The following is a 13,394-nucleotide window of genomic DNA, read 5'->3' on the forward strand; positions in this document are numbered from 1 at the left end:
AAAAAGGCCGCCTTAGGAGGCGGCCTTCTCAGCCTGCTGCTTCTTCACGACGTCGACGAGCTGCTTCACGGCGTCGACCGAGTGATCGAACATCTTCTTCTCTTCGGCGCTCAGCTCGATCTCGATGATCTTCTCGACGCCGCCGGCGCCGATGATCGTGGGGACGCCGACGTAGATGTCGTTCTGGCCGTACTGGCCGGTCAGGTAGGCGGCGACCGGAACGACGCGCTTCTGGTCCTTCAGGTAGCTCTCGGCCATCTGGATGGCGGAGGCGGCCGGGGCGTAGAAGGCCGAGCCGGTCTTCAGCAGCTTGACGATCTCGGCACCGCCGTCACGGGTGCGCTGCACGATGGCGTCCAGCTTCTCCTGCGTGGTCCAGCCCATCTTGACCAGGTCCGGCAGCGGGATGCCGGCGACGGTCGAGTAGCGGACCAGCGGCACCATGGTGTCGCCGTGGCCGCCCAGCACGAAGGCGGTGACGTCCTCGACCGACACGTTGAACTCGTCGGCCAGGAAGTAGCGGAAGCGGGCCGAGTCCAGCACGCCGGCCATGCCGACCACGCGCTCCGGCGGCAGCCCCGAGGCCTGCTGGAGCACCCACACCATCACGTCCAGCGGGTTGGTGATGACGATGACGAAGGCGTTCGGGCAGTACTGCTTGATGGCCTCGCCGACGGTCTTGCAGACGCCGCTGTTGATGCCGATCAGGTCGTCGCGGCTCATGCCCGGCTTACGCGGGATGCCGGCGGTGACGATCACCACGTCGGCGTCCTTGATGATCGAGTAGTCGTTGCCGCCGCTGAGCTTGGCGTTGAAACCCTCGACCGGGGCCGTCTCGGCGAGGTCGAGCGCCTTGCCCTCCGGCATGCCCTCGGCGATGTCGAACAGGACGACGTCACCGAGTTCCTTCTGAGCGGCGAGGAGAGCCAGCGTGCCACCGATCTGGCCGGCGCCGACGAGCGCGATCTTCTTGCGTGCCATGGAGCGTTCCCTGAAATGGTCCGCCCCCCAAATCGCTGGGGGCGCGAACCGGGTGGATGGGGTTTTTCGTAGGGATCCAGCGCCCTTAGAATGCGTGGCGGGTTCCTAGCGCGAATCCATCCCCAGGGCAAGGGCAACGGGGAGTACGTACCCGGAACGGAATATCGATTCCGGAGAAACGCAACTTCGGTTACGCTGCACCGCGTTCGGCGGCCGGCGTCGGCCGAGTTGAAAGCCGATGGGAGAATTCCACGATGAATCGCTTCGCACCTGCAGCAACGCTGGCCCTGGCGGCCGTGCTGATCGCGCCTGCGCAGGGAATGGGACAAACTGTCGCAGACTACAATGCCGCACTTGCCGCGGCGCAGGTGACCGGCATTCCGGAGGCCACGGCGTCGCAGAATTGCCGCCCGCTGTCCAACTACACCGCGCTGTCGCTGCCGTCCTGGGAGCGCAAGGGGCCGTGGCTGCTGTCGCTGTGGCCGTTCGACGGCGCCCCGAACGCCGACGAGGCCGCCAAGCGCGAGCGCTGCCGCGCGGTGCTGACGGAACCGGTGATCGCCTTCAACCCGAACAGCGCCGAAGAGATCGTCACGCCACCGACGATGGACGACCCGGAAGCGATGTTCCGCGCCCCGGCCGACACGCCCCCGGCCGCCCCCCTGGACAGCGCGCCGCGCGGCCCGCGCGTGCGTTCGCCGCTGACGACGTATTGATCCCGTCGATCCGCAGGTTGGGTTTTGGCTGGCGCTCAACCCAACCTGCGATCCTCTCGCGTGCCTACACCCACACCGGGTTGTAGCCGAAATCCGCCGGGAACATCTTCACGTAGTGCACCAGCCGCGGCTTCTCCGCGCGGTTCGGCGTGGGGCCGTGCGGCAGGGCGTGGTGCCACAGGATCAGGTCGCCGGCCTTCCCGGCGATCGGAGTCATCTCCAGGGTCTCGGCCGCATGGGCGCGGGCGTCGGTGCCCGGCGGCAGCGAGTCGAGCCAGGAACCGATGGTGCGGTGCATGCCCGGCACCAGCGCGAACGCCCCCTGGTCGGCCGTCGTGTCGGTCAGGTAGATCAGCCCCTGGATCCCCAGCGGGATGGGCTGCACCAGACTGACGTCCCAGTGCAGGAATGGCCCCGGAAACGGCCCCTGCACGTGCTCCGGCGGATTAAAGCCGACCCGGTCGGTGCTGACCCACAGGTCGGCGGTGCCCCACAGCTGCGCGAAGGCCTTGTGGATGCGCCGCGAGCGCCGGTTGGCGTCCAGCACCGGGTGGCGGAACAGCTGCACGAACACGCACTGCTGCACCGGCGTACGCTTCGTCCAGGTGGCGGGATCGTCGGGGTCCATGTCCAGCGCCTGCCAGATCACGTCGGCGCTGGCCCGGCTGGCGTCGGGCGGGATGGCGTCGTGCAGGATGACCCAGCCGTGCTCCTTCCAGTGGGCGAGGTCGTCGGCGCTCAGCACCGGCGGCATGGCGTCGACGGCGGCGATCTCCGCCTGCGCGTCGGGCGGCGGCGCGTCGCCCATGAGCGCGGCGTTGAGGCGGGCGACGGTGCGCGGGTCGAGGGCGCCGCCGTTGCGCCCCAGGATCCAGGATTCGAAATCCTCGAAGCCCGGCCGGGTGGATGCCAGGTGGCGCAGCGTTTCCTCGATGCCCAGTTCCAGGCCGCTGAACAGCAGGTTCAGCGCCCGCCATTCGCGCGCCCTGGTCTCCGGCGTGTCGTCGCGCGGGTGGGTGATGGCCCGCGACCACAGGCGCTTCAGGTGCACGACGCCGAGGGTGCCGACCTCGGCAGGGTCGGCGATGGGGGGATCGGTGATGGGCGGGCGTTCCAGGACGGTCATGCGACCCCATAGCTCTTCAGCGCCCGCGTCATCTCGCCGGGCGTCAGGGGGAAGGCGGTGCCCTGGCGGGCGTTCAGCATGGCGCGCGGCGGGATGCCGGCGGCCACCGCCTGTACCTGCATGGCGCACCGCATGGAGAAGCCGGCGCGCCAGACCAGCGCGGTGACGGCGCGGGCGTCGCGCGCGTCCAGGATGGCGTCCACGATGGCGGGCGGCACCACGGCGCACAGCGCCAGGGCGGCGCGCACGAACGCCGCCTCGTTCCACGACAGCGCGTCGCCGATGCTGGTCTCGTCCAGGCGGCCCTGGCGGTGCAGGCGCACGGCGCGGCGTTCCGGCGGCTCGGCCGGGTCGCGCTCCTCGATCCAGTCGACGCGGCGGCGCACGGCGGTGGCGATCTCCGCCGCGGTGGCGTCGTCGAAGTCCGGGCGGCCGCGCAGCATCTCCAGCACCGACTGGTCGACGAAGGCGGCCAGCCGCACGGCGAGGCGCGGCGGCAGCGCCGGCCGGCGGGCGAGGCGCGGCTGAAGCGCCGGGCGCTCCGCCGCCGCCTCCACCAGCCGCTCCAGAGAGGGTTCCGGAATGACGGCGCCGCTGTTGTCGAGCAGCACGCCGGCGGCGGCCGTGTCGCCGGTGTCGACGATGGCGGCGGAGACGGGCGCGCTGACGCGCGGCCGGCCGGCGATGGCCGACAGCGCCCAGGTGGCGGGCTGGCCCTCGATGATCGCCAGCAGGTCGGCGTCGGTCAGCGTGGCGCAGCAGTGCAGCACGGGTTCCGCCACGCAGCGCTCGACGTCGCGGGCGAGGCGCTGGACCACCGCGGGCGGCGCGCAGCCGATGTCCTTGATGGCCGAGGCCAGCGCCGCCCGCACGTGCGCCACGTGGTCGCGCGCCAACTGCTCCAGCGCGCGCAGGGCCACCTGGGTGACGGTGTCGCGCCCGTCCGGCGGCAGGTCGGGCAGCAGGCGGCAGAGCTTGGTGGCCAGCACGGCGCGCACGCTGTCGTCGCCCCAGCCCGCCAGCCGGGATTCGGCCAGCACGCGCCCCACCTCGCGGCCGGCGTTGGGGCGGCCGGGATTCACCGGGGCCGGCTCCGCCGGGCCGTCAAATAGGTAGTCGAGCAGTTCCGGCTCCACGCCCTCATCAACCCTGCCATCAACCCGGCCCCCGGCCGGGCCGGGCAGCAGGCGCACGGGATGGGCATGCGCCAGGGCGCGCGCGGTGTCGCGCGCCAGCGCCTCCGTGCGGCCGGGATCGGGCCGGGGCTGGTCCAGGGTGGCGGGCGGCCGCAGCCGCGCCAGGGATGATGGCCTCTTCGACATCGGGGCTATCGGAACCCCCACCCGGTTAAAGAGCGGCTAATGCGCCGTCATCGCGTCGTGCGATTGGTTATGGGGCGCATGGCGCCGCCGATGCCGCGGATCGGGCGTGTCCGATCCTCGCGCGCCTTGTCGAATTCCGCGAAGATGCGCATCAGGGCGCCGGACGTCTCGTCGCCGTAGCGCACGTCGACCCGCGCGCGGCCCAACTCCGTTCTGATCTCCTCGCGCAGATGGTCGAACAGGGCGGCGAACAGTGCGTTGAAGTGCTCCTCCGTGAAGGTGAAGCGACGGTTCTCCAGCACCTGCACCATGCGGCGCATGAAGGACTGGCGCTGGAAGGCGAACTGCTTGAAGCGCAGCATGACCCGCACGTACAGCGCGTCGCTCAACACCGGCAGCGTGGCGTGGCGGTGGACGCGCGCCCAGATCTCCTCGTCGCGGTCGGTGCCGATCTGCGCGAAGATGCTCAGCGCGTCGGCGTTCATCGCCTCCCATTCCTTCTCGTAGAACAGGGCGTTGAGGTGGGCCTGCAACCCCGGCGCCGCGACGCGCGGGAAGACGGCGCCGCTGATCGGGTCTTGTGCCTCGGGCACGTTGGCGAGGATGGTGGAGAACATCAGCCGGGTGACGTAGTCGCGCCGCCGCCCCTCCGCCTCGTCGGCCCGGAAGCCGGGCGGTGGCAGCGGCTGCTCCATCCGCCCGGCGGTGCAGGTGCGGCAGGTGCGGGCGAACAGCGGCAGCACGCGCGGCCATTCCTCCATCAGCCGGGCGAAGGCGCGGGCGAACTCCTCGTGTGTCAGGGCACCTTTGGTGACCAGTTGCGGGGCCAGCGCCTCGTGCAGCGTGTGCACCAGCGCGCGGGCGGTGCGGTGGTGGCGCACGAACGGCGGCGTGTTGGACGTGTCGGCCATGCGCTCGTCCCGTCGTCTCGGCTGCGGTGCGGGCGGCAGGGTCGTTGGCCGCCGGAGGAGAGAGGCTTGCATTTGCCGTGCATTTTATCTTTCCCGCCGCAGGAGCACTGTGACGGCCATCACAGAGGGCGTCACGCAGGCAAAAAAAAGGCCGCCGACGGGTGTGTCGGCGGCCCGAGATAAGGGAGGAAACGCACGGCACCGTGTGCCGTAGCTGCGAGATACTTAGTGGTTCGAAGGACCGAGGTGGTAATACCAATTCCGTATAGGTGCGGTGCACGGACGTCATAGGGTGCGACGACGGGCCGCGCCCTACACCAGCTTCGCGCGCCTAAGCCAGCTTCGCGCGGATGAGATCCTTCGTCTCCTCGATGCCGAACAGCTCGATGAAGGAGCCCATGCGCGGCCCCGTCGTCTGGCCCAGCAGGATCTCGTACAGCGCCTGGAACCACGCGCGCAGCTCGGTGAAGCCGTGCAGCTTGCCGACCTCGAACACCTCGTTCTGGATGGTCTCGGCCTTGGCGTTGGACAGCAGGTCCAGGCGCTTCAGCAGCTCCTCCAGGGCGGAGCGCTCGGCGTCGGTGGGGGCGCGGTACTGCTTCGTGGGCTTCACGAAGTCCTGGTAGTAGCGCACGGCGTAACCGGCCAGCGTGTCCAGCAGCGGGTTGCTCTCCGGCGTGGCGTCGGGGGCGTAGCGGCTGATGAAGCCCCACATCACCTCTTTCGTCTCGGCGTTCGCCACGCCGGCGAGGTTCAGCAGCAGGCCGAAGCTGAGGTCGGCGCGCACCGCCGGCGGCTTGCCGTCATGGATGTGCCACGCCGGGTTCTCCAGTTGCCTGGCCGGCTCCTCCGCCGGGAACTTGGAGGTGAAGGCGACGTACTCGTCCACCGCGCGCGGGATCACGTCGAAGTACAGGCGCTTGGCCGTCTTCGGCTTCTGGAACATGTACAGCGACAGGCTCTCCGGCGGGGCGTAGGCCAGCCACTCCTCCATGGTCAGGCCGTTGCCCTTGGACTTGGAGATCTTCTGGCCCTTGTCGTCCAGGAACAGCTCGTAATTGAAGCCCTCGGGCGGCGTGCCGCCGAGGATCCTGACGATCTTGCCCGCCAGCTCGACCGAGGGGATCAGGTCCTTGCCGGACATCTCGTAATCCACGCCCAGCGCGTACCAGCGCATGCCCCAGTCGGGCTTCCACTGCAGCTTGACGTGCCCGCCGGTGACCGGGACCTCGACACGTCGGCCGTCCTCGTCCTCGAACACGATGGTGCCGGCGTCCGCGTTGCGCTCCAGCACCGGCACTTGCAGCACGCGGCCCGTGGAGGGCGAGACCGGCAGGAAGGGGGAATAGGTCTGCTGCCGCTCCTCGCCCAGCGTCGGCAGCATCACCGCCATGATCTCGTCGTAGTGGCGCAGCACCTTCAAAAGCGCGTCGTCGAAGCGCCCGGACGTGTACCAGTCGGTCGAGGACTGGAACTCGTAGTCGAAGCCGAAGCCGTCGAGGAAGGCGCGCAGGCGCGCGTTGTTGTGCGCGCCAAAGCTCTCGTGCGTGCCGAAGGGGTCCGGCACCTTGGTCAGCGGCTTGCCCAGGTGCTGGGCCACCATCTCCTTGTTAGGGATGTTGTCGGGCACCTTGCGCAGCCCGTCCATGTCGTCGGAGAAGGCGAACAGCCGGGTCGGCAGGTCGGACATGCGCTGGAACGCCTGGCGCACCATGGTCGTGCGCGCCACCTCGCCGAAGGTGCCGATGTGCGGCAGGCCGGACGGGCCGTAGCCGGTCTCGAACAGGACATAGCCTTTGGCCGGCGGGGCTTTCGCGAAGCGCGCGACCAGCTTGCGCGCCTCCTCGAACGGCCACGCCTTCGCCTGCAACGCCAGTTCCCGCTCGCTCGTCATCGCCCGAGACCCTTTACTCTAAGGACTTTTCCGGAAAGCCGGACCCTAGGGCGGACGGGCCTACACGTCAACGGCGGCTATTACGCCGCTTCTTCGGACGGCTCGTCTTGCGGCTCGTCGCGGAAGCTGGCCTGGATGGCCTCCACCGCGTCCATGCGCGCGGCCAGGGCCTCGACGCAGGCCGGGTCGAACTTGGATCCTGCGTGGGCGCGCAGGTAATCCAGCGCTTGGGCGTTGCTCCACGCCGCCTTGTACGGGCGCTCGCTGGTCAGCGCGTCGAACACGTCGGCCACGGTGGTGATGCGTCCCTCCAGCGGGATCGCCTCGCCCGTCAGGCCGTGCGGGTAGCCGGAGCCGTCGACCGCCTCGTGGTGGCAGGCGATAACGTTGCGCAGCAGGTCGGCGTGCGGCAGGCGGTGCAGGCCATGGTCGCGCTGCATCGCCTCGACGATCTCCAGCCCGCGCACCACGTGCGTCTGCATGACGGCGAATTCCTCCGGCGTCAGGCGGCCGGGCTTCAGCAGGATGCGGTCGGGCACCGCCACCTTGCCCACGTCGTGCAGCGGCGCGTACTGGAACAGGTACTCGACGAAGGCATCGGACAGGCCGCGCACCGGCGCCAGCCGCCGGGCGATCAGCTGGGCATAGCGGGCCATGCGCTCCAGGTGGCCGCCGGTCTCCTGGTCGCGGAACAGGCTCATGGCGCGCGCCGTGCGCACGGCGGCCAGCATGGCGCGCAGGGTCGACAGCTCGTGCGCGATCATCAGCGACGCGATGCGGCGGAAGGGGCGCAGCGCCTCCAGCACCGCGGGCGTGAAATAGCCGGGCTGGAAGGAGTTGAAGAACAGGAAGCCGTACAGCGTGCCCTGCCACTGCACCGCCGTCACGCAGCGCGCGCGGTAGCCGTGGCGCACCAGCGGCACCGCCTTGAAGTCCATGCGCGATGCTGCTTGCAGGTCGTTCTCCACCAGCGGCCGGCCGTCGCGCGCCACCGCGTCCAGCCCCGGATGCGCGTCGAGCCGGGCCGTATAGCGCCCGAGCGGGTTGGGCCCGTCGTTGGAGTGCACGAAGGCCTTCACCGTGCCCTCCTTCGGCTCGTACACCGCCGCGGCGATGCGGTCGATGCCGGAGAGCAGGGGGAGGGCGCGCATCTCGGCGTGCAGTGCCCGCAACTTCTCGGCGACGGATCCGCCGCCCAGAAGGGTGTCGGCCGGCTCTTCGTCGTACTGGGCGTCCAGCTCTGGCAACGGCGCGGGCATCGTGGGTCGCCATCCGAAATTGCGGGAGCCGCGACACTACGGTCGATGTGTTGCGGCCGTTCTGCGGATTTGTGACGGGACGGAGACAGTTGCCCCCGGCGATACGCTTCGTCAGGGTGGGGCGGCATTTCCGGCTGGGGGGACCCCATGGGTTGGATCTATCTGTCCGTCGCCATCGTTTTCGAGATCGTCGGCACCACGGCGATGAAGATGTCCGACGGCATGACGCGCCTGGGACCCGGCGTCACGGTGGTGGCGTGCTACGCCGTCGCCTTCGCCATGCTGGCGCAGGCGCTGAAGACCATGGAGGTGGGCATCGCTTATGCGGTGTGGTCGGCGGTGGGCACGGCGGTGGTGGCTGTTATCGGCGTCGCCCTGTTCGGCGAATCGGCGAGCCCGATGAAGCTCGCGGGCATCGCCCTGATCGTCGCCGGGGTGGTCAGCCTGCGCCTCGCCGAGAGCGGGGCGCCGTAGGAGGGCGTGGCGATGGAACTGCTGGGAATGCTGGCGCTGGCCGTCGTGATCGTGCTGCTGGTCCGCGCCAGCCGGCGGCGCAACGTGGGGACGGATCAGGAGATCGCCCCGCACGACTGCCACGACCGGGGAGCATGAGCCCCCCGGCCGTAGCGTCCGGTCAGATCGACACGATCCAGCCGCTGTCCACGGTGGCCACGCCCAGCAGGGTCACCTTGTGGCCGCCGACGAGCACGATCGCGTTGCCGGCCTCGGCGCCCACGGTGACCGTGGCGCCCTGGGTGACGTACAGGCGGTCGCCCTCGGCGGCGTCGAAGTCGGTGATCGTCTCGTTGCCGGGGGTGCCGGTCAGCACGAAGGTGTCGGCCCCCAGGCCGCCGGTCAGCTGGTCGTTGCCCAGGTTGCCGGCCAGCGTGTCGTTGCCGGCCCCGCCGACCAGCGTGTCCTCGGCCTGGCCGCCGTACAGCGCGTCGTCGCCGTCGCCGCCGTCCAGGCTGTCCTTCGCCATGTTGCCGTAGAGCACGTCGTTGCCGGCGCCGCCCTGCACGGTGTCCTGCGACTGCCCGCCGAACAGAAGGTCGTTGCCCTGGCCGCCGAACAGCAGGTCGTCCGACTGGTTGCCGTACAGCGCGTCGTTGCCCTCGTTCCCGTACAGCGTGTCGGCACCCTGGAGGCCGGCGACCACGTCGTCGCCCATGGTGGCGCTCAGCAGGTCGGCCCCGCTGGTGCCGGCGACGGCGCGGCCGGTGAAGGCGGCGAGGTCGAAGGTCTGGGTGGCGCCGTCCTCGGTGGTGATGGTGATCGTGCGGGCCGTGGTGTCCAGCACCAGCGTGGCGCCGCCCCCCACCTCGTTCGGCTTGGCGTCCAGCGTGGCGGTGACGGTGCCGCCGCTGATGGACAGCGAACCGGCGACGGTCTGCGTCATGCCGTCGGCGGCGTTGAGCGTCAGCGTGCCGTTGGCGGTGCCGGTGGCGAGGCTGGCGTCGCCGCTGGCCACCACGGTGCTGCTGCCGTTCGACACGGTGACCGTGCCGGTGCCGTAGCTGGCGATCACCAGCGAGTTGCCCTCCACCGTCACGGCCTGGCCGGACGGGGTGGTGATGGTCATGGACAGGTTGGCGTCGTTCGGCACGGCGGGGGAGCCGGTGCCGCGGGTGCCGATGACGGTCACGCCGCCGTTGGGACCGATGGTGGCGCTGAAATCGCCGAAAGCGGTGGCCGCAATGGCCATGGTCGCAATCCCTCCAGGTTGTTGTCGGCGCCAATGTGGTGCACGGGACGTGCGGCGTGAAGCTCGACCGAGGGCGGTCACCAAATCGTCACAGCATGGCCTACGCCTCTGGTAAGGTGGGTGGCACGGAACCCAGCGAGGTCACCGCCGATGTTCTTCATCCCGCTGTACGACGACAACCCCACGGTCCGCACGCCCATCGTCACCATGGCGATCATCGCGCTGTGCGTGCTGGTCTTCGCCTGGCAACTCTCGCTGGGGGGCCGGGGCGAGCAGATGGCCGTCTTCTCCTTCGGCCTGATCCCGGCGGTGCTGTTCGGATACGCCGAGCTGCCGCGCGAGCTGCAGGTGGCGCCGGCCTGGGCGTCGGTCGTCACCTCCATGTTCCTGCACGGCGGGTTCCTGCACATCATCGGCAACATGCTGTACCTCTGGATCTTCGGGAACAACGTGGAGGACAGCATGGGGCGCGGCCGCTTCGTGGTGTTCTACCTGCTGTGCGGCACGGCCGCGGCGATGGCGCAGAGCATCGCCAACCCGGCCTCCGAGGTCCCGATGATCGGCGCCAGCGGCGCGATCGGCGGCGTGCTGGGCGCCTACCTCGTGCTGCACCCGAAAGCCAACGTGCGGGTGCTGATGTGGATCATCATCTTCGTCACGGTGATCAACGTGCCGGCGCTGATCGTTCTGGGCGTCTGGTTCATCGGCCAGATCTGGAGCGGCGTGTCCACCCCCACCAGCGACGACGGCGGCGTCGCCTTCTGGGCGCACGTCGGCGGCTTCGTGGCCGGCGTGGTGCTGATCCCCTTCTTCAAGCGCCCCAGCGTGGCGGTGCTGCAACCCGCGCACAGCCAGGCGTTCTCGACGATGCCGCCCGCCGAGGCCGTGCGCCGCCGCGGCAGCGTGCCGAGCGCGGGCAGCGGCCGAGGGCCGTGGGGCGATCCGCCTTAAGGCAATGCGCACCCCGCCAGCCCGTCGCGGTCCACGACCGCCATCCGCCGCTCGATCACCCCGGCGCGGCGCTGAACGTAGGGCGTGGCCGGCGTCCAGTTTCTTGGGTTCGGCAGCAGCACGGACAGCAGCGCCGCCTCCCGCCGCGTCAGGTCGGCCGCCGCCTTGCGGAAGTGGGTGCGGGCGGCGGCTTCCGCGCCATAGACGCCGTCGCCCCACTCGATGACGTTCAGGTACACCTCCATGATCCGCCGCTTGGGCCAGGACAGCTCGACCAGCGCGGTGAAGTACGCCTCCATGCCCTTGCGGATCCAGGTGCGGTCGGGCCACAGGAAGGCGTTCTTGGCGGTCTGCTGGCTGATGGTGGAGCCGCCCTTCAGGCGCTTGCCCTCCTCGTTGTCCTCCAGCGCGTCCTCGATGGCGGCCCAGTCGAAGCCGGAATGGGCGCAGAACAGCGTGTCCTCAGACGCCACCACCGCGCGCACCAAGTGGGGGGAGAGGCGCTCCAGCGGCGTCCAGTCCTTCTCCAGCCCGGCCCCGCCCGCGGCGCGGATCAGCATCAGCGGCGTGGCCGGCGGCGGCACCACGCGGTAGATCAGCACCCAGGCGACGCTGAACCCCGCCAGCGCCAGCACCGTCCAGGCCAGCGCGCGGATCAGCCGGCGCATGCAACCGCCTTCGGTAGGATTTGCATCGTCAGGCCCGGAAAAAATGCTAGAGGTGGGGCTGGCGGCGGGAGTCGAACCGGCGCCCTCCGGTCCTTATACTGCATCGTCATGCACCCGTCCCCGTCCGCGTCTCCCGTCCTGTCGCCCGAAGAAGCCCCGGCCGTCGTCGCCGGCGCGCGGCACGTGGTGTGGCTGACCCCCGACGGCGAGGTGGAGGAGCTGACACCGGCCCAGGCCGCCATCCGCGTCCGGCGCGAGGTGCCGCTGGTCTGCCACGCCCGCGCCCTGGCCCGCCGGCTGGGCGCGTCGGAGCCGTTCCCGGCGCTGGACCTCTTGGAGCTGTTCGCCTTCGTCCGCCCCGCCAGCTTCTGCGTGCCCACCCCGCGCGGCTTGGCGGAGGCGCTGGACCTGCCCATCCCGGAGGGGCTGGAGGCCGACGCGTTGGCGCTCCAGCGCGCCGCGCGCCGCCTGCTGGGCAACCTCGCCGAGCCGTGGCGGGAGGAGCCGTCCGACCCCGTCTCCATCGCCTGGGAGATGGGGCGCGGCGGCTGGCCCTGGGCGCCGGCCGTGCTGGCCGCCCTGAAGAAGCCGGAGGGGCCGGAGCGCGGGCGCAGCTTCGCCGGCTTCAAGGTGTGGACGCGCCTGAAGGAATGGCAGGAGGGCGCGCCCGAGCCGCCGCCCGCCCAGAATCCCGTCGACCCGCAGGAGGCCCGCCGCCGCCTCGCCGAGATGCTGACGGCCACCGTCCCCGGCAAGGTGGCCGAGCCGCGCCCGCAGCAGGCCGACTACGCCAGCGCCGTGTCCGCCGCCTTCGCCCCCCGCCCGGCGCCGCAGACACCCAACGTCGTGCTGGCGGAGGCCGGAACGGGCGTGGGCAAGACGCTGGGCTACCTCGCCCCGGCCACGGTGTGGGCGGAGAAGAACGGCGGCACGGTGTGGATCTCCACCTACACCCGCAACCTCCAGCACCAGATCGACGCCGAGCTGGACCGCCTCTATCCCGACCCCGCCACCAAGGCGCGCAAGGTGGTGGTGCGCAAGGGGCGCGAGAACTACCTGTGCCTCCTGAATCTGGAGGACGCCGTGCGCGCCCTGCCCAGCCAGCCGCATTCGGCGGTGGCGGTGGGTCTGATGGCGCGCTGGGCGGCGGCGACGCGCGACGGCGACCTGACGGGCGGCGACTTCCCCGGCTGGCTGGTCGATCTGCTGGGCCGCGGGCGCACGGCGGCCATGGCCGACCGGCGCGGCGAGTGCATCTTCTCCGCCTGCGACCACTATTCCCGGTGTTACATCGAGAAGAGCGTCCGCCGCGCCCGCAAGGCCGACGTGGTCATCGCCAACCACGCCCTGGTGATGGTGCAGGCGGCGCTGGGCGGTGGCGACGACATCGGCCTGCCCACCCGCTATGTCTTCGACGAGGGGCACCACGTCTTCGACGCCGCCGACAACGCCTTCAGCGGCCACCTCACGGGCCGCGAGACGCACGAACTGCGCCGCTGGCTGCTGGGCGTGGAGGACGGGCGCGGCCGGGCGCGCGGCCTGAAGCGCCGCGTCGAGGACCTCGTGGCCGGCGACGATCAGGCACAGGCGCTGCTCGACGCCGTGCTGATGGGCGCCCGCGTCCTGCCCGGCGAGGGCTGGCAGCCGCGCTTGGGCGCCGAGAACCCGACCGGCCCGACCGAGCGCTTCCTGCTGCTGGCGCGCCGGCAGGTCTATGCCCGCACGGAAGGGCAGGGCGGCGCCTACAGCCTGGAGGCCGATACCGGCCACCCCGTGGAAGGCCTGCTGGATGCCGCCGCCGCGCTGGACGAGGCGCTGAAGCGCCTGGGCGAGCCCATCGAGGAACTGTCCCAGCGCCTCG

The 13,394-nt window shown here is 70.7% G+C and carries 12 protein-coding genes and 1 pseudogene; 5 read left to right on the forward strand and 8 right to left on the reverse strand.

Annotation, left to right across the window (positions count from 1 at the left end; genetic code table 11):
- Positions 1–12 precede the first annotated feature (12 nt).
- Entirely contained in the window at positions 13–981 is a 969-nt protein-coding gene (mdh, locus tag VED21_RS27845) for a malate dehydrogenase (RefSeq protein ID WP_324888233.1), read from the reverse strand.
- Positions 982–1,235: 254 nt separating this feature from the next.
- On the opposite strand from mdh, the gene VED21_RS27850 reads away from it, so the two are divergent.
- Entirely contained in the window at positions 1,236–1,697 is a 462-nt protein-coding gene (locus VED21_RS27850; RefSeq protein WP_324888235.1) for a hypothetical protein, read from the forward strand.
- 64 nt (positions 1,698–1,761) lie between these two features.
- Here VED21_RS27850 and VED21_RS27855 read toward each other — a convergent pair whose 3' ends face one another.
- The 5 genes from VED21_RS27855 to VED21_RS27875 form a co-directional block, all read right to left on the reverse strand.
- Complete coding sequence (locus VED21_RS27855) at positions 1,762–2,823, reverse strand: phytanoyl-CoA dioxygenase family protein (RefSeq protein ID WP_324888237.1); 1,062 nt, start codon at positions 2,821–2,823, stop codon at positions 1,762–1,764.
- Positions 2,820–4,145, reverse strand: a complete 1,326-nt coding sequence (locus VED21_RS27860; protein ID WP_324888239.1) for a DUF2336 domain-containing protein — start codon at positions 4,143–4,145, stop codon at positions 2,820–2,822. Before VED21_RS27860 ends, VED21_RS27855 begins: the two co-directional genes overlap by 4 nt.
- A gap of 47 nt (positions 4,146–4,192) precedes the next feature.
- Positions 4,193–5,056 (reverse strand): hypothetical protein, encoded by an 864-nt coding sequence (locus VED21_RS27865; protein WP_324888241.1) that lies wholly within the window; start codon positions 5,054–5,056, stop codon positions 4,193–4,195.
- Between the two features lie 331 nt (positions 5,057–5,387).
- On the reverse strand, positions 5,388–6,950 hold the full coding sequence (locus VED21_RS27870; RefSeq protein WP_324888243.1) for a lysine--tRNA ligase: 1,563 nt from the start codon (positions 6,948–6,950) through the stop codon (positions 5,388–5,390).
- A gap of 80 nt (positions 6,951–7,030) precedes the next feature.
- Positions 7,031–8,209, reverse strand: coding sequence for an HD-GYP domain-containing protein (locus tag VED21_RS27875; protein ID WP_324888245.1), 1,179 nt, complete (start codon positions 8,207–8,209; stop codon positions 7,031–7,033).
- A gap of 147 nt (positions 8,210–8,356) precedes the next feature.
- On the opposite strand from VED21_RS27875, the gene VED21_RS27880 reads away from it, so the two are divergent.
- Positions 8,357–8,683 carry a multidrug efflux SMR transporter gene (locus VED21_RS27880; protein ID WP_324888247.1) on the forward strand — a complete coding sequence of 109 codons (327 nt, stop codon included), beginning with the start codon at positions 8,357–8,359 and terminating at the stop codon, positions 8,681–8,683.
- A 12-nt stretch (positions 8,684–8,695) separates the two neighbouring features.
- Positions 8,696–8,821, forward strand: coding sequence for a hypothetical protein (locus VED21_RS27885; RefSeq protein ID WP_324888249.1), 126 nt, complete (start codon positions 8,696–8,698; stop codon positions 8,819–8,821).
- Between the two features lie 22 nt (positions 8,822–8,843).
- Here VED21_RS27885 and VED21_RS27890 read toward each other — a convergent pair whose 3' ends face one another.
- Positions 8,844–9,914, reverse strand: a complete 1,071-nt coding sequence (locus VED21_RS27890) for a calcium-binding protein (protein WP_324888251.1) — start codon at positions 9,912–9,914, stop codon at positions 8,844–8,846.
- Between the two features lie 150 nt (positions 9,915–10,064).
- Here VED21_RS27890 and VED21_RS27895 point away from each other — a divergent pair, with 150 nt between their 5' ends.
- Positions 10,065–10,865: a rhomboid family intramembrane serine protease gene (locus VED21_RS27895; RefSeq protein WP_324888253.1), complete on the forward strand. Its 801-nt coding sequence runs from the start codon at positions 10,065–10,067 to the stop codon at positions 10,863–10,865.
- Here the strand turns inward: VED21_RS27895 and mtgA are convergent.
- Entirely contained in the window at positions 10,862–11,533 is a 672-nt protein-coding gene (mtgA, locus tag VED21_RS27900; RefSeq protein ID WP_324888255.1) for a monofunctional biosynthetic peptidoglycan transglycosylase, read from the reverse strand. The two genes, VED21_RS27895 and mtgA, sit on opposite strands and share 4 nt — an antisense overlap.
- A gap of 108 nt (positions 11,534–11,641) precedes the next feature.
- On the opposite strand from mtgA, the pseudogene VED21_RS27905 reads away from it, so the two are divergent.
- Positions 11,642–13,394 (forward strand): annotated as a pseudogene (locus VED21_RS27905) (ATP-dependent DNA helicase); the annotation flags it as partial.

This window comes from Azospirillum sp., assembly GCF_035627195.1.
GTDB lineage: Bacteria > Pseudomonadota > Alphaproteobacteria > Azospirillales > Azospirillaceae > Azospirillum.